This window comes from Afipia sp. P52-10 (assembly GCF_000516555.1).
Lineage (GTDB): Bacteria > Pseudomonadota > Alphaproteobacteria > Rhizobiales > Xanthobacteraceae > P52-10.
In genome coordinates this window covers 742,612-757,500 of record NZ_AZSJ01000003.1, presented here as the reverse complement: position 1 = coordinate 757,500, position 14,889 = coordinate 742,612, and the positions used below count along the sequence as shown (strand labels likewise).

The following is a 14,889-nucleotide window of genomic DNA, read 5'->3' as shown; positions in this document are numbered from 1 at the left end:
ACCATCTCGCGCAGGCTTTCGATCACGGCGGGCTGGGCTTTGCTCGCGGCGGCCTTCAGCGTTTCGTCGGCGGCCGCTTGCGTGATCGTCGGCAGCAGCAGCGTTCCTGCGAGCACAAGCGTTGGTGCGACGGCGAAGCGAAAGGTCATGATCGTCTCCCGAGCTGAAGCGCCAGGAGAAAGGCTATCACCGCGGATGCTGGTCTCCAACGCTGTGCCGAAGCGGGACGGTCAGGCGCCAGCCGCAGCGGCGTCCTGCGCCGGTTCCTTGCAGACGTCGATCCAGCGTGCGCCGGTGAGGTCTGCCATGCGCTGTGGCGAAATCCGCAGCGCGCTGTTGCGCGAGCCCGCGGCGGGCACGACCTCGTCGAACGCCTTCAGCGAGACGTCGCAATAGACCGGCAGCGCCGTGGCGAGGCCGAACGGGCAGACGCCGCCGACCGGATGACCGGTGACGGTCTCAACCTCGTCGGCGCCGAGCATCGAGGCCTTGCCGCCGAAATGCTCCTTCACCTTGCGATTGTCGAGACGTGCCTCGCCGCTCGTGACCACGAGCAGGATCTGTCCGCCGACGCGCAGCGACAGCGTCTTGGCGATCTGGGCCGGCGTGACGTTGTGAGCCGCAGCGGCTTCGAGCACGGTGGCGGAGCTCGCCTCGGTGACCAGCACCTCGATGTCGGGGGCGTGTTCGGCGAAGAAGGCTTGAACGGATTCCAGGCTCATGCGGTGATACGACAGGTCAGGGAAGTTCGGCCGGTCTTTTAGCCGGTTTTCCGCGCCTCTGGCCACTCCCTGCGTGCATCGGCGGGGCCCGCCGAGGCGTTGTTCCGCCGGTGCAAATGTCCGGAAACGGGTGGTGATTTGCGTGCAAGACGCCCATCTTAGCGAGGATTGTCCGAACCTTTCGTGCCATCGGTTGGATGCCATGACGTCATCAGGTTTTGCTCTCTTTGATACCGAACTCGGCCGCTGCGGCGTCGCCTGGAACGCGCATGGATTGACCGGCGTCCAGCTGCCGCAGCCGAACGAGGCGCAGACGCGGACGCGGCTGTTCCAGCGCAGCGGCGGTGAACTGCCGGAAGCGGCGCCGTCGCCGGCGGTCGCCCATGCGATCGAGGGGATGACGGCCTTGTTGGCCGGCGAGAAGGTCGCGCTCGACGACATCGCCCTCGATATGTCGCTGGTGCCCGACTTCAATCGCGGCGTCTATCAGATCGCGCGGACGATTCCGCCGGGTTCGACGCTGACTTACGGCGATATCGCCAAGCAGCTCGGCGGTGTCGAGCTGTCGCGCGATGTCGGCCAGGCGCTCGGGCAGAATCCGTTCCCGATCGTGGTGCCATGCCATCGCGTGCTGGCCGCCGGCGGCAAGCCTGGCGGCTTCTCCGCCAACGGCGGCGTCAAGACCAAGCTGAAGATGCTGGCGATCGAAGGCGCCTACGTCAATCACACGCCGTCGCTGTTCGACTAGCGCGTTTTCGAGCGAAAGCCTGTCCCGGACCCTGGTCCGGGATGGAACCAGTTCGCGTGAAAACGCGCCAAAACAAGAATCGAGAGCTTTGGTTCTGATTCGATCAGAAGCAAAATGCTCTATTGGCTGTTGTCAGCCGGCAACCGCATCACACGTGAAGCCGTCGCCCCAACGCGTGATCCGCCCGACCGACGGCGAGGGGAAATGCGCCGTGCAGCAGAGCGTCCTGGTGTCGCAATAGCGCTCCAGGAAACTTCGCCGGGTGGCGGCGGCCTGCGCCTTGTCGGTGTCGAAATTGGCAGACAGCTCCGGGTAGCGCGTCTGCAGCGGCGTGTGCATCAGGTCGCCGGACATCACCGCATCGTCGCCCTTGGCGCCAAAGCAGATCGCGACATGACCTGGTGTGTGTCCGGGCGTGGCCAGCAGCCGTACATGGTCGCCGAGCTGGTGGTCGTTGTTCACCAGGTCGGCCTTGTTGGCTTCGATCACCGGCAGCACGCTGTCGCCGTAGACCGGGTTTGGCTTGGTCGCATGCAGCGCGGCCCAGTGGTCGTGTTCCTGCTTGCCGAAGATGTAGCGCGCGTTCGGAAACGTCGGCACCCAGCGTCCGCTTTCCAGCCGCGTGTTCCAGCCGACATGATCGACATGCAGATGCGTGCACATCACGTAGTCGATGTCTTCGACCGCGAAACCCGCAGCCTTCAGCGCGCGCAGATAGGTGTCGTCGGTCTTCATGCTCCATTCGGCGCGGCCGCGCGGCTTGTCGTTGCCGATGCAGCTGTCGACCAGAATGGTGTGATGCGGCGTGCGCACCACATAGGACTGGAAGCAGAGCTTGAAGACGTCGTCGGGATCGAGCGCGTGCGGTTGCAGCCAGTGGCGGTTCTCGGCGAGCAATTCCGGCGTCAGCCCTGCGAGCATCTCGAGGGCGGGGAGAAAGCGTCCCTCCGCCTCGATGATGCGATGGATGGTCAGGTCGCCGACGGTCAGGGTGAGGGTCATATGCGATCGCTCCTGCTCTTTCGAAACTCACGTCGGCGGTGGATGTCTGGCTTTACGCGGGCGGCGGCACCGTCTCCTTGATCGACGGCCGCTGCATCATCCGCTCGTGGAACGCGGCCACCTTCGGGAAGGCCTTGCGCCAGCCGCAGTCGGGGAAACGGAAGTCGGCGTAGCCCAGCGCGCAGACAAGGCCGATCTGGGCGATGTCGAGCGGCCGCGCCAGCGTGTCGGTGCGGTGCTCGAACAATGCGAAGCCCTGCCAGGCCCGATCCCACTGATCATTCAGCCACACGTCCCAGCGCTTCTCCTCCGGCCGCAGCAGCTTCTCGTAGCGGCAGAGCAGCATCGCCTCCAGCATGCCCTGGGTGATCGCGTGCTCGGTCTTCACGCGCCATTTCTCCGCGCCGGAGGCGGGGATCAGCTTGCCGCCGCCCGCCCGCTCGTCGAGATACTCCGCGATCACGTAGGAATCGACGATGGTGGTGCCGTCGTCGAGGATCAGTGCCGGCAGCTTCCGCAGCGGACTGACGTCGCGCGAGTAGGCCTCGTTCGGCGTGCCGGGCGACACCGTCGCTGGAACGAATTCGATCTGATCGATCAGGCCGAGCTCGATCGCGACAACGCGCACCTTGCGCGCATAAGGCGAGGCGGGGGAGAAGGTCAGCTTCATCGTTGTTGTCTTTCTTGGACGAGGATCATTGTCGATTGTTGGCGATTGCCGCCGGGCGCGGCAATCGCCAACGGCCCGCCGGTCAGGCGGCGACGATCTGCTGGCGTTGGGTGCCGAGGCCTTCGACGCCGAGCGTCACCACGTCGCCGACATTGAGGAAGCGTTGCGGCTTCTTGCCGGAGCCGACGCCCGGCGGTGTGCCGGTGACGATCACGTCGCCGGGCAGCAGCGTCATGAAACGCGAGACGTAGGCGATGATCTTCGGAATCTTGAAGATCATGGTGGCGGTCGTTCCGGTCTGCTGCCGCTCGCCGTTGACGTCGAGCCACATCGACAGGTTCTGCGGGTCGGCGATCTCATCCTTGGTCACGAGCCAGGGCCCGAGCGGGCCGAATGTGTCGTGCGATTTGCCCTTGGTCCATTGCCCCTCGCGCTCGATCTGGAAATTGCGCTCGGAGACGTCGTTGGCGAGGCAGTAGCCGGCGACATGGGAGAGCGCGTCGGCCTCCTCGACATACTTCGCCCGCTTGCCGATGATCAGCCCGAGTTCGACTTCCCAGTCGAGCTTGGTGGAATCGCGCGGCTTCTCCACCGGATCATGCGGGCCGGACATCGAGGTGACAGCCTTCAGGAAGATGATCGGCTCCTTCGGGATCGCCGCGCCGGTCTCGGCGGCATGGTCGGCATAGTTCAGGCCGATGGCGACGAACTTCGACGGCGTCGCCACCGGCGCGCCGAGCCGTACGCCGTCCGGCATCCGCGGCAGGCTCAACGGATCGATCGCGCCGATGCGCTGCAAGCCCTCCTCGGACAGCACCTCGCCGGAGATGTCCTTCACATGCGCGGACAGATCCCGGATGTGGCCGTCCTTGTCGAGGATGCCTGGCCGCTCCTGACCCACTCCACCAAATCTGACGAGTTTCATGATCGCGCTCTCCGGGACATGATGGTTCCGCAAAGTCTCTAACCCAGAATCCGTGCGATGGGCGACACTTTTTGCGCTGTTCGCGGCGGCCGCATTCTTCCCGCTTCATCCAGGCGATGACAGGCGTGGCTTGGGAGTCGCTTCCGAAAGAAGAATGCCGCCGGCGTGGGGCTCGCCGGCGGCTCTTTTGGCATTGGGCGCTGTCGTTGCAGCGCATGTGACGGCTGCTCAGAAGAAGCGGCGCACCGCCAGCATGCCCGAGAACACGTTCTGGTCTTTGACCTCGTAGGCAACGGCGGGCTTGTAGCCCAGCGTCGCCGGCAGCGTGTAGGTTGCGCCCTTGTTGCCCGAGTGATGGTTGGTCCAGATCATTTCGACGCCGATCTGGAAGTCGCGGATGCCGCTCCAGTAGGTGCGGGTGCCGACGCCGTAGATGCGATAGTCCATGTTGCAGGTCGTGCCCGCATTCGACAGCGTTCCGGCGGCGCTGCCCGGCCCCTGCCGCGAGCAGAGGATCGCGTTGGCGGTTTCGTTGTAGTCGATCACCTGAACGCCGCCGAAGACCGAGGTCCGCCAGGCCGCATCCCAGCCATGCTCGAAAGCGAGCAGGCCGCCATAGGTCTTGGTCAGTTGCTGTCCGGTCGGGCCGAACACCTTGCCAGCGCCCGCGCCGCCAGCGGTGGAGTACACCGAATCGAACTGGTAGCCGCCGACGATGCTGCCATAGTTGAGGTTGCTGCTGCCGAAGATGCCGAAGCCGGCCGGCTGCACCAGGGTCGAGTTGAAGGCGTCCTGGGTGTTGCCCAGCGAGTACGAGCCGGAGATATACAGCGCGTCGTTGACGCCGGTCGGCACGTTGAGTTTCATCGCCGCGGTGACGCCGCCGCCGATCTTGTCGGCCGGCGTCGGCCCGGTGATCTCGGTGCAGGTCGCCCCGGATGCGCCGCAGGCATAGGCGATGTGGTTGTTGACGAGATGTCCGGCGAGGTGGAAGCCGCCCCACGCCTGCTCGATCCGGAACTGGCCGACGATCTCAGGCCAGGTGTTGCCGCCGCGAGTGTCGGTGCCGACAGCGGGATTACCCCAGGCGCTGAGCGGTGTCGCGCCGTTGTAGTTGCCGCGCTTGCGGAACTTGCCGTCTTCCAGGGACACCGAGGCGGTGACGCCGTTGCCGAACTGATGCGTATAGGCGACGGCGAATGGACCGCTCGCGGTGTCCGGTGTTCCAAATGTGTAGGCGGAATACTTGAAGGCGTAATTCCACGGATTGTCGATGAACGACGTGCCGAGCTTGCCGATCGTGAATCCGCCCCACTGGATGATGGCGGCGTCGTTGAAGATCGTGCCCGCTGCCGAGGTCAATCCGACCGGCGTGCTGATCTCGTAGCGAATGAGCGAGAACGCGCGCAGCGTGCCGAAGTCGGTCTGCGTGCGGACGTCGGTCTGCAGGAAGACGCGGGTGCGGGTGTAGAATTGGTCGCGATCGCGGGTGTTGGTCGCGTTGCCGTCGGTGGCGGTCCAGGACTGGGTGGCCGTGCCGCGGCCGTTGCCGAAGCTGATTTCCGAGCGGATGTGTCCGCCGATGCGGATGCAGGTATCGGTGCCCGGGATGTAGTAGAAGCCCGCGCCGTAGAGCGAGCAGATCTTCACGTATTCGATGGGTTTGGCTTTGACCGGCAGGTCCGCGGCGTTTGCCGCTGTGGCTGTGGCCAGTCCGGCTCCGGATGCAAGAAGCAGGCGTACGACTCCCTTCAAGGCAGTTCCTCCCCAGCGTGTTTCGACGACCGTTTTTGTTCTTTTCTTCCTGTTTTGTGCTTTTCTTTTTGTTCTTGTTTCTTTTTCTTCTTGGCGATCGACATCAAATGTCGTCCGCACCCCATGCGTCACTTTGACACCGTTTCGTGATCGTACGCAAGCGGACGGTCCGGAGCCCGCCGGCGGCCATATCGCGGTGCGTAATGACGGGGCTGAGGTGATCGGAAAATGCGCGGACCGCGCGCGCTTCTCGCAAGGTGCGATGCGAAGCGCGAACGGCGTTTTGCGCACAATGCTGTCGCGATGCAGCAGAAAAAAAATTTCGAATGTTGAGGACAAGTCGCGGTCAAACGGCGGCGCGATCGCCCTTCGACGCCACCGTTATCCTCTATCCTACGCGTCACGCCGCGACGTATTTGAAACGATCGCCCTCGCGCTTGATGTAGCCGGCATTGAAATGCCCGCCGATCACCAGCGTCTTGGTGTCGGCGAAGCGCGAAAACAGCTCGCGCTTGGTCTTGGTGGACTGTACGGGATCGGAATCTGGCGATGACGACCACTCCATGTGCCACATCTGGCAGGGATGATGCGCGACGTCGCCGGTGAGCAGGCCTTCCTCGCCGTCGGACTTGATGTGAATGCTGACATGGCCCGGGCTGTGGCCGGGGGTGGAGATCAGCGTCAACTCTTCGCAGAGCTTGGCATCCGGCGCCACCAGGTCGGCCTTGTTGGCATCGATGATCGGCTTCACCGAATCCTCGAATACGGCCGCGTGCGAAGGCGTCGGCGCGTGCGTCTTCCAGTATTCGTATTCGGGCTTTACGAACACGTAGCGCGCGTTCTCGAAGGTCGGCACCCACTTGCCGTCGACCAGCTTGGTGTTCCAGCCGACGTGGTCCACATGCAGATGCGTGCAGAACACGGTGTCGATCGAGTCCGGCGGATAGCCGGCCTTGGTCATATCCTCGAGGAACGGCTTCTTCAGGTTGTTCCAGGTCGGCACGCCGCGATTCTGCTTGTCGTTGCCGATGCAGGTGTCCACCACGATCCGCCGCGTCGGCGTTTCGACGATCAGCGAATGGATCGACATCTTCAGCTTGCCTTCCTCGGTCGCGAAATCCGGAATGAGCCAGGGCATCTGCTGGATTTCGTTGTAGGTCGCCTGCGGCAGCATGAAACGGGTACCGCCCGCCACCTCGATCTCGGTGATTTTGGTGATCTTCACCTTGCCGACCGTCCAGCGCATGCGTCTCTCCCTGATTGTTATTGTTTAGCGTGTTTGCACGGTATGATTGGCGCGCGGTCGCGCGCAAGGCCGTGAGGGCCCGGAGCGATGCCGTTCCGAGCCGTTGTTTTGCGTCAGCGAGCGCAGTCGACGATCACGGTGCCGAGCTTGGTGCCGGCTTCGACCGCCAGATGCGCGTCGACGGTTTCCTTCAGCGGAAACTGTTGTGCCACCATGTGGATATGCCTGCCGCTGGCGAGCCACTCGGCCATGCCGGCCTGGGCCTTGCGTTGCAGCGGCATCGGCGTCAGCGGCAGTTGCATGCCGTAGACGGTGACGTTCTTCTGCGTCAGCGTGCGGATCGTCACCTGCGGCTTCAGGTTGCCCTTGGTGGCGTAGATCGCGACCGTGGAGAAGCGGCCGAGGATCTTCTCGGTGGTCTCGATGTTGCCGCCGAAATCGACTTCGACGATCCGATCGACGCCTTCGGGCGCGAACGCCAGCACGCGCTCGGCGACGTTTTCGGTCTTGTAATTGATGATGAGATCGGCGCCCGCCGCCTTGGCGATTTCCGCTTTCTGCGGCGAGGAGACGGTGGTGATGACGCGCGCGCCGCCCCATTTCGCGAGCTGGATACCATAGTGGCCCACGGCACCGGCGCCGCCGGTGACGAGCACCGTCTGATCCTTCACCGGGCCTGCGTGATAGAGGCAGACCCAGGCGGTCATGCCCGGCACGCCGAGCGTCGCGCCTTCGGCGAACGAGACATTGTCCGGCAGCGGCGTGACCAGATTTTCGTCCAGCGCGATGTATTCAGCCGCGGTGCCGAAAGCGCGGCCGTTGCGCTGGCCGTTGTAGAGCCAGATGCGATCGCCCACCTTGAAGCGCTTGGCGCCGGGGCCGACCTGATCGACGATGCCGGCGCCGTCGCTGTTGGCGATCACGCGCGGATATTCCATCGGGCCCGCGGTGCCCATGCGGCGATAAGTGTCGGACGGATTGACGCCGGAGGCCTCGAGCTTGATGCGGACTTCGCCCTGGCCGGCATTCGGGGTCGGCACCTCGCCATAGACGAACACCTCGCGGGCGGGCCCCTGCCGATCATACCATACTGCTTTCATCGTCTTCCTTCTTGGTCGGTTTCTTGTTGTTGGGACTTGGGATGATCTTGATGACGATCAGGACAGCGTGCCGCGGAAGGCGCCGCCGTCGAGCAGCAGGTTCTGCCCGGTAATGAAACCGGCATACTGGCTGCACAGGAAGGCACAGGCGGCACCGAACTCGGCCGGATCGCCGAAGCGGCCGGCCGGATGTTCCTTCGAGCGCTTTTCGATCAGTGCATCGACCGGGATGCCGGCCTTGCTGGCCTCGGCCGCATTGGTGGTGCGGATGCGGTCGGTGACGAACGGCCCCGGCAGCAGGTTGTTGATGGTGACGCCGTTGACGATCGTCTTGCGCGACAGGCCGGCGACGAAGCCGGTGAGACCGGCGCGCGCGCCGTTCGACAAACCGAGCTGGTCGATCGGCGCCTTCACGGCGGCGGAGGTGATGTTGACGATGCGGCCCCACTTGCGGGCCATCATGCCGTCCACCGTCGCCTTGATCAGTTCGATTGGCGTCAGCATGTTGGCGTCGAGCGCCTTGATCCAATCGTCGCGCGTCCAGTTGCGGAAATCGCCCGGCGGCGGCCCGCCAGCGTTGTTGATGAGGATGTCCGGCTCCGGACAGGCCTTCAGCGCCGCCTCGCGGCCGGCGGGCGTGGTGATGTCGGTCGCCACTTCGGTCACCTCGACCTTGTAGCGCGCGCGGATGTCGGCGGCCGTCTGGGCGAGCGCGTCCGCACCGCGCGCAACCAGCGTCAGGTGTACGCCATCGGCGGCGAGGAACTCGGCACAGGCCCGTCCCAGACCCTTGCTGGATGCGCAGACCAGCGCCTTCTTGTTGGCAATCCCCAGATCCATTGGCTCCTCCGCGTCATCGTTTCGGCTGGAATTTCAAGCAGGTTTCAGAGGGCTGGAAAAGCTCTCTGCGGCCGTTGCTTGAGCATATCAGCATGGCATGGCAGATGGTGATCATCGCTCGTTCCACGTGGAAGTCCATTATGGCCGATCTGTTCGATGTCTCGAAGGAAGTTGTTCTCGTCACCGGCGCGTCGCAGGGGCTCGGACGGCATTTCGCACGGTTGTTGGCGGCGCATGGCGCCGCTGTGGTGCTCGCCGCGCGGCAGGTGGACAAGCTGGAGAGCCTGGCCAGCGAGCTGAAGATGAACGGCGGCCAGGCGATCGCGGTGCGGATGGATGTGACCGACGGCGGCTCGATCGTGCAGGCGCTGGATACGGCGGAGAAGGCGCTCGGGCCGGTTTCAGTGCTGATCAACAATGCCGGCGTGGTGGTTGAGAAGGCCGCGGTTGACCAGACCGAAGCCGACTGGGACAAGGTGCTGAACGCCAATCTCAAGGGGGCGTTCACGGTGGCGACCGAGATCGCGCGGCGGATGATCGCGCGCAAGGCGGGCGGCAGCATCATCAACATTTCGTCGGTGCTCGGCATCGGCGTGATGGGGCACGTCTCGACCTACTCGGCCTCGAAAGCGGCGCTGCTTCAGCTCACGAAATCGCTGGCGCTGGAGTGGGCGTCGAAAAGCATTCGCGTCAACGCATTGGCGCCGGGTTATATCGACACCGAATTCAATCACGAGTTCTGGGCGACGCCCGCGGGCGAGCGGCTGATCAAGGGCATTCCGCAGCGGCGGCTGGGCGCGGCCGCCGACCTCGACGGCGCGATCCTGCTGTTGGCATCGCAGGCCTCGCGCTACATGACCGGCTCCGTCATCACCGTCGATGGTGGATTTCTGCTGGCGTGATGGCGGGAGCTCACAGGCTGCCGGCGTCCGCAGGCGGCTGGAACCGCTGCGGAGCGCAACAGATCGCATCCGCAAGGGCCGCCCCTTGCATCGACTTTTCCAGATATTATCTGCGTTTTCGGCGGTGTCGCAAAATCATCAAAAAGATCGCTTCTGGCCCTTTCCAAAGCGGATCATGATTGCTACACACGCGCCGCAACGCGAACTGCGGTTCGCAAACGCCATTGGCGCGGGGTGGAGCAGCCCGGTAGCTCGTCAGGCTCATAACCTGAAGGTCATAGGTTCAAATCCTATCCCCGCAACCAACGTTCTCGATAATCCCGTGGCCGGCGCTGCGGGATTTTTGATTTCTGTAGTCTTTTCAGAGCCTTCAATCTTGCAGCGGCTGGACCGTGGTCCTGCGACGATCCATCTGCAATCGCCGCAGGCTGAGCGAGGTCACGTACAGGTTGCGCGTCAGGTCGGCGTCAAGCCGAGGCCTGCGGTCAATTCGGTCCACACCGGTCCTTCCTCGCGCACCCAGCGTTTGAATTCGGCGCGGCCGATCGATCGTTGCTCCGCGCCGGCGGTCATGAACTTCTGCCAGGTGGCTTCATCCTGGCCGGCCTCGACCGACAGCGTGGAGATGGTGTCGAGGATCTGATCCGGCACACCGACCGGTGCCAGGATTCCGGTGACGCTCATCAGCGACAGCCCCGGATCCGTTCCGCCGAGTTCGAGGAACGTCGGCACATCCGGAAAATTGAGGAGACGGTTGCGGCCCTGGATGGCGACGGCCTTTCCCTTGCCCATGTTGACGACGTTCAAGCCGCCGGCGCCGCCGCCGAGCCCGCCATGCAGCGAGCCCGCGGCGAGATCGGCCCACATCAAGCCGCTGCCGCGATAATGGACCGGCGTGAACGGCACCTTGTAGAATTTCTCCATCGCGGCGATGCCGACATGCGCCAGCGATCCCGCGCCATAGGTGCCGATGTTGGTGGGATTCTTGCGGGCGTAATCGATGAACTGCTCGAGAGTTTTGGCGCCGACCGACGGATTGGTGACGAGCGGCAAGCCGGCGACCGGCTGCGCCGCCACCGGCTCGAAGTCCTTCACCGGATCGTAGGGCAGGTTCTTGTGCAGAAGCTTCTGCGTCATCAGCGCAGAGCCCACCATGTAAAGGAAGGTGTAGCCGTCTGGCGCTGCATTCTTGAGTTCGGTGGCTGCGACCACACCGTTGGCGCCCGGCCGGTTGTCGGCCACCACCGTCTGTCCAAGTTTCTTCGTCAGATACTCGACAAACACGCGGCTCACCTGGTCGGTGCCGCCGCCGGCTGCGTCGCCGATGATCATGCGGATCGGTTTCGAGGGCCAGCTCTGCGCAATCGCCGGCGCCGCAAGCAGCGAGGCGCTGGCCGCGCCCGCGGCTGAGACAAGAAGATCGCGACGGGTGAGGCGATGGTGCATCCGTGTATCCTCCCAAACTTCGTTGGTATTTTATTCTTATGGCGCGAGCCTATCTGAAGTTTGCGGAATGTACACGCCGTTTGAAAGCCGCCTTGCCGACAACGGGCTTGGCTTGCGCGGGGAGAATTGCATCGCAAGCAGCACCGTCGCGGAAAGGAACGTCGCGACACGGAACGCACCGCCAACAGGGCTTCAGATCGTCTGTTCGGTGCGGTGGCGCACCACGCTTGGTCTTCGCTTCACAGATGCGCTGAACGGCGCCTGCGCGCTCGGCTGGTCAACCCACGAGAATGCGAGGCGACGATCGGTGCTTGAACGTCTGCTTGCCGACGAAAAAAACGCCTGCCTGCCCACGAAGAAGCCGCCGAACCGGCTGGTTCGGCGGCTGCGCGGTCATCGATGATTGCTTACCCGATGATCGCTCACCAATAGGGGCGGAAGTGGAAGGGCGGCCAGGCGAGATCGCCCGGATCGGGGCCCCATCCGAAGTCCGGTCCGTAGCCGTACCGGTAACGCGGGCCATAGCCGTAATGATAGCCGTAACTGCGCCGATAGGGACGCTCCTCATAATAACGATAGGGCCGAGCGTGCCGGTGGCGGTAGTGGCGATGGTGTCTGGCGGCCTTGCGCTGACTTGTGTGCGCCTTGCGTGCTGAATTCGATTTGGCGCTCTTTGCCGTGGTGGAGGCTGCCTTCGCGTTGCCGCTCTTGGCGCCAGCGCTCTTGCTATCAGCGCTCTTGGCATCGGTACCCTTGGCATCTGTGCTCGGCGCAGCCGGGTTTTTCGCATCAGTGCCCTTGGCAGCGGACTCTGCAGGCGTGGGTGCCGCCTTCGAGTCGGTGCTCTCGCTCTTGGCGTCAGGGCCTTTCTTGGCATCGGTCCCGGCCTTGGTGTCCGGGGTCGCTGGCGTCGGTGCTGCGGCTGGCGGCTGGGGCGTGGTCGCAGGCTGCTGTGCCCCGGCCTGCCCTACGGTGAAAAGGATCGCGGCACTTGCGAGCGCCACTGCGAACGGTCTCATGATCAAAGTCTCCTGCGCACATAATACTGCGGCAGTTTAATCCTCGGCTGCGCGAAACGTTCCGCAACGTGGGCGCCAATGGCGCTCACTTTTCCGTAGGCGAGAGCGTGCTTTTGCGTCGGCGATGGCAAGCTGATAAGGCGTTTGCCGCATGCGCTAGAGCATCTTGATGGAGAGAAACGTGGCCGAGGGGATTGAAACAGGACTTGAGCTTCGCTCGTTGGTGACGAAGGGAGGGCAGCTCCAGGTGTCCTTGGAGCCGGTGCCGGTGCCGGAGCCTGCCGCCGACGAGGTGATCGTCCGCATCGAGGCCTCACCGATCAATCCGTCCGATCTCGGGCTGCTGCTCGGCGGCGCCGACATGACCGCGGCGTCCGTTTCCGGACCGCAGGATCGACCGGTGCTGACGGCACCGGTGTCGCAGGCCGCGCTGCAGGCGATGGCGGGCCGTCTCGACCGATCGATGCCGGTCGGCAACGAGGGCGCGGGCACGGTCATCAAGGCCGGGAGCTCCGAGGCCGCGCAGGCGCTGCTCGGCAAGATGGTGGGCATGTTTGGCGGCGCGATGTACGCGCAGTATCGCCGCATCAAGGCCGCCGACTGCCTGGCGCTGCCGGCGGGCACCACGGCTGCGGAAGGCGCGTCCTGCTTCGTCAATCCGCTGACGGCGCTCGGCATGACCGAGACCATGCGCCGGGAGGGGCACACGGCGCTGGTGCATACCGCAGCCGCCTCCAACCTCGGCCAGATGCTGAACCGGATCTGCCTCAAGGATGGCATCGGCCTCGTCAACATCGTGCGCAGCCCGCAGCAGGTGGAGCTGTTGCGCAAGGCCGGCGCCAAACACGTCTGCGACTCGTCGTCGGCGACCTTCCTGGCCGATTTGACCAAGGCGCTGGAAGCGACCGGCGCCACGATCGCGTTCGATGCGGTGGGCGGCGGCAACCTCGCCGACCAGATCCTCACCTGCATGGAGCGGGTCGCCAGCGCCAGTGCCGCGAACTACAGCCGCTACGGCTCGACCGTGTTCAAGCAGGTCTATTCCTATGGGCGGCTGAACACCGCGCCGACGGTGCTGAACCGCAGCAACTACGGCAGTGCCTGGAGTCTCAGCGGTTGGCTGCTGATGCCGTTTCTCGACAAGATCGGCCCCGCCGACGCCCAGCGGCTGCGCGACCGCGTGGCGGCGGAGATCAAGACCACGTTCGCGAGCCACTACACGCAGGTCGTCTCACTGTCCGAAATGCTGCAGCTCGACGTGGTGGCCGCCTACAACAAGCGCGCGACCGGCGAGAAATTCCTGATCGCTCCTCACAAGGCCTGAGGCTCGCGCTGCGGGCGGCGATCAACATCGCCGCCCGCCACGCCGCGCGCTGATTGTCGGCGGTGGTCTCGTCGTCAGTCCTGGAAGCGTGTTTCCGGCAGGCCCGTGACCCCCAGGCCGGTGAGGGCGAACACCTTGCCGGCGTTCTCGTGCTTGGACACCATCCGCCCGGTGCCGGAGTCGCGGATCGAGGTGACGAACAGCGTATCCATGTTCGCGCCGCCGAACGCCGGGCAGGAGGGATAATCGACCGGCAGGTCGATGATCGCCGCCACCTTGCCGTCCGGAGCGACGCGCGCGATCTGCCCGGTCCGCACCAGCGCCACCCAGAGATTGCCGTCGCTATCCACCGTAGCGCCGTCCGGTGCCGAGTTCAGCGGCTTGATGTCGAGGAACAGGCGTGGCTCGCCGACCGCCGTTCCGTCGCCATCGTAGTCGCGCACCACGATCGCCTGCGCCATGCTGTCGGCGAAGTACAGGCGGTCGCCCTTCGGGCTGAAGCAGATCGCATTGGAAATGCGAATGCCGTCGGCGAGCGGCTCGAGTGCGGCCGGTGCGGTCAGGCGATACAGCACGCCGATCGGATCGGCATGCAGACCCATGCTGCCGCAGATGTAGCGGCCCTGGCGATCCATCTTGCCGTCATTCAGCCGGGCGCGCGGATCGACCGTCGGCAGCCGCGCGATCAGTTCGATCGCCGACGATGGCAGGTGCAGCCGGTAGAAGCCATCCTGCAGCGCGAGGATCAGGCTGTCGTTCGGCGCGAGCCCGATCGAGCCGATGTGGCTCGGCGCCGTCCACGCCTGCTCCTTGCCGGTGGCGGGATCGAGCGCCCGCACGGTGCTGTTGACCACGTCGACCCAGAACAGCCGCTGGCTCTGCGCATCCCACAGCGGGCTCTCACCGAGCATGTCGGGGATGGTGTCAAGGATATCGATCTTCACGGGCTATCCCTTGTCGTTGGGCATTGTCGGTCGGGCCGCAGTGTGCGGGCTGCACTCGCGTTTCGCAACCGGCGAACCTTGCGCGTCGGCCGCGCCGACGAGATTTACGGATGTAAAATGCGCGCGGACGAGGCGGCAAGCCGCGCGCCCGGAGATTGCGTTGCAGGAGGCGCGAGCCGCCTGAATCGTTTCCAGCCGCGCCATTTCTCGCGATCGCCATGCGTGCATCGGCGTTGTCGGCATGAT

Annotated in this window: 16 protein-coding genes and 1 tRNA gene (1 of these 17 only partly in view); 5 read left to right on the top strand and 12 right to left on the bottom strand. The window is 64.5% G+C overall.

Annotated features, from left to right (window positions below; all coding sequences use genetic code 11):
• Both X566_RS04830 and X566_RS04825 read right to left on the bottom strand, forming a co-directional pair.
• Positions 1-149, bottom strand: the 5' portion of a protein-coding gene (locus X566_RS04830; protein WP_034463973.1) for a M20/M25/M40 family metallo-hydrolase. The gene continues 1,114 nt to the left of window position 1, outside the view; the window shows 149 of its 1,263 coding nt (coding positions 1-149); its start codon is at positions 147-149; its stop codon lies off the left edge, out of view.
• Positions 150-230: 81 nt separating this feature from the next.
• On the bottom strand, positions 231-722 hold the full coding sequence (locus tag X566_RS04825; protein ID WP_034463972.1) for a YbaK/EbsC family protein: 492 nt from the start codon (positions 720-722) through the stop codon (positions 231-233).
• 202 nt (positions 723-924) lie between these two features.
• Between X566_RS04825 and X566_RS04820 the strand changes: the two genes are divergently transcribed.
• Complete coding sequence (locus X566_RS04820) at positions 925-1,470, top strand: methylated-DNA--[protein]-cysteine S-methyltransferase (protein WP_034463970.1); 546 nt, start codon at positions 925-927, stop codon at positions 1,468-1,470.
• Positions 1,471-1,602: 132 nt separating this feature from the next.
• On the opposite strand, the gene X566_RS04815 is transcribed toward X566_RS04820, so the two are convergent.
• The 7 genes from X566_RS04815 to X566_RS04785 all read right to left on the bottom strand — a co-directional run bounded on the left by X566_RS04815 (position 1,603) and on the right by X566_RS04785 (position 9,008).
• Complete coding sequence (locus X566_RS04815) at positions 1,603-2,472, bottom strand: MBL fold metallo-hydrolase (RefSeq protein WP_034463967.1); 870 nt, start codon at positions 2,470-2,472, stop codon at positions 1,603-1,605.
• 52 nt (positions 2,473-2,524) lie between these two features.
• Complete coding sequence (locus X566_RS04810) at positions 2,525-3,142, bottom strand: glutathione S-transferase (RefSeq protein ID WP_034463963.1); 618 nt, start codon at positions 3,140-3,142, stop codon at positions 2,525-2,527.
• 82 nt (positions 3,143-3,224) lie between these two features.
• Entirely contained in the window at positions 3,225-4,067 is an 843-nt protein-coding gene (locus X566_RS04805; protein WP_034463961.1) for a fumarylacetoacetate hydrolase family protein, read from the bottom strand.
• 228 nt (positions 4,068-4,295) lie between these two features.
• Positions 4,296-5,822, bottom strand: a complete 1,527-nt coding sequence (locus tag X566_RS04800) for a porin (protein ID WP_034463959.1) — start codon at positions 5,820-5,822, stop codon at positions 4,296-4,298.
• Between the two features lie 400 nt (positions 5,823-6,222).
• Positions 6,223-7,068: an MBL fold metallo-hydrolase gene (locus X566_RS04795; protein ID WP_034463957.1), complete on the bottom strand. Its 846-nt coding sequence runs from the start codon at positions 7,066-7,068 to the stop codon at positions 6,223-6,225.
• A gap of 113 nt (positions 7,069-7,181) precedes the next feature.
• Positions 7,182-8,168 carry an NADPH:quinone reductase gene (locus X566_RS04790; RefSeq protein WP_034463954.1) on the bottom strand — a complete coding sequence of 329 codons (987 nt, stop codon included), beginning with the start codon at positions 8,166-8,168 and terminating at the stop codon, positions 7,182-7,184.
• Between the two features lie 57 nt (positions 8,169-8,225).
• On the bottom strand, positions 8,226-9,008 hold the full coding sequence (locus tag X566_RS04785; protein ID WP_034463951.1) for an SDR family oxidoreductase: 783 nt from the start codon (positions 9,006-9,008) through the stop codon (positions 8,226-8,228).
• A 140-nt stretch (positions 9,009-9,148) separates the two neighbouring features.
• Between X566_RS04785 and X566_RS04780 the strand changes: the two genes are divergently transcribed.
• Together X566_RS04780 and X566_RS04775 are read left to right on the top strand one after the other, a co-directional pair.
• Positions 9,149-9,910, top strand: a complete 762-nt coding sequence (locus X566_RS04780; protein WP_034467901.1) for a glucose 1-dehydrogenase — start codon at positions 9,149-9,151, stop codon at positions 9,908-9,910.
• A 228-nt stretch (positions 9,911-10,138) separates the two neighbouring features.
• Positions 10,139-10,215, top strand: a tRNA-Met gene (locus X566_RS04775).
• 151 nt (positions 10,216-10,366) lie between these two features.
• Here X566_RS04775 and X566_RS23845 read toward each other — a convergent pair.
• Positions 10,367-11,242, bottom strand: a complete 876-nt coding sequence (locus tag X566_RS23845; RefSeq protein ID WP_160170445.1) for a tripartite tricarboxylate transporter substrate binding protein — start codon at positions 11,240-11,242, stop codon at positions 10,367-10,369.
• Between X566_RS23845 and X566_RS24965 the strand changes: the two genes are divergently transcribed.
• Complete coding sequence (locus X566_RS24965) at positions 11,235-11,759, top strand: hypothetical protein (protein ID WP_160170444.1); 525 nt, start codon at positions 11,235-11,237, stop codon at positions 11,757-11,759. The two genes, X566_RS23845 and X566_RS24965, sit on opposite strands and share 8 nt — an antisense overlap.
• Positions 11,760-11,778: 19 nt before the next feature.
• Here the strand turns inward: X566_RS24965 and X566_RS04760 are convergent, their stop codons facing one another.
• Entirely contained in the window at positions 11,779-12,375 is a 597-nt protein-coding gene (locus tag X566_RS04760) for a hypothetical protein (protein WP_152539799.1), read from the bottom strand.
• A gap of 169 nt (positions 12,376-12,544) precedes the next feature.
• On the opposite strand from X566_RS04760, the gene X566_RS04755 reads away from it, so the two are divergent.
• On the top strand, positions 12,545-13,699 hold the full coding sequence (locus X566_RS04755; protein WP_034463941.1) for a zinc-binding dehydrogenase: 1,155 nt from the start codon (positions 12,545-12,547) through the stop codon (positions 13,697-13,699).
• Between the two features lie 74 nt (positions 13,700-13,773).
• Here the strand turns inward: X566_RS04755 and X566_RS04750 are convergent, their stop codons facing one another.
• Positions 13,774-14,643 carry an SMP-30/gluconolactonase/LRE family protein gene (locus X566_RS04750; RefSeq protein WP_034463940.1) on the bottom strand — a complete coding sequence of 290 codons (870 nt, stop codon included), beginning with the start codon at positions 14,641-14,643 and terminating at the stop codon, positions 13,774-13,776.
• Positions 14,644-14,889: the final 246 nt, after the last annotated feature.

Coding starts and splice junctions, on each gene's coding strand:
- X566_RS04825 (WP_034463972.1), bottom strand. CDS start 722: ATGAGCCTGGAATCCGTTCAAGCCTTCTTCGCCGAACACGCCCCCGAC.
- X566_RS04820 (WP_034463970.1), top strand. CDS start 925: ATGACGTCATCAGGTTTTGCTCTCTTTGATACCGAACTCGGCCGCTGC.
- X566_RS04815 (WP_034463967.1), bottom strand. CDS start 2,472: ATGACCCTCACCCTGACCGTCGGCGACCTGACCATCCATCGCATCATC.
- X566_RS04810 (WP_034463963.1), bottom strand. CDS start 3,142: ATGAAGCTGACCTTCTCCCCCGCCTCGCCTTATGCGCGCAAGGTGCGC.
- X566_RS04805 (WP_034463961.1), bottom strand. CDS start 4,067: ATGAAACTCGTCAGATTTGGTGGAGTGGGTCAGGAGCGGCCAGGCATC.
- X566_RS04795 (WP_034463957.1), bottom strand. CDS start 7,068: ATGCGCTGGACGGTCGGCAAGGTGAAGATCACCAAAATCACCGAGATC.
- X566_RS04790 (WP_034463954.1), bottom strand. CDS start 8,168: ATGAAAGCAGTATGGTATGATCGGCAGGGGCCCGCCCGCGAGGTGTTC.
- X566_RS04785 (WP_034463951.1), bottom strand. CDS start 9,008: ATGGATCTGGGGATTGCCAACAAGAAGGCGCTGGTCTGCGCATCCAGC.
- X566_RS04780 (WP_034467901.1), top strand. CDS start 9,149: ATGGCCGATCTGTTCGATGTCTCGAAGGAAGTTGTTCTCGTCACCGGC.
- X566_RS24965 (WP_160170444.1), top strand. CDS start 11,235: ATGATCATGCGGATCGGTTTCGAGGGCCAGCTCTGCGCAATCGCCGGC.
- X566_RS23845 (WP_160170445.1), bottom strand. CDS start 11,242: ATGATCATCGGCGACGCAGCCGGCGGCGGCACCGACCAGGTGAGCCGC.
- X566_RS04760 (WP_152539799.1), bottom strand. CDS start 12,375: ATGAGACCGTTCGCAGTGGCGCTCGCAAGTGCCGCGATCCTTTTCACC.
- X566_RS04755 (WP_034463941.1), top strand. CDS start 12,545: ATGGAGAGAAACGTGGCCGAGGGGATTGAAACAGGACTTGAGCTTCGC.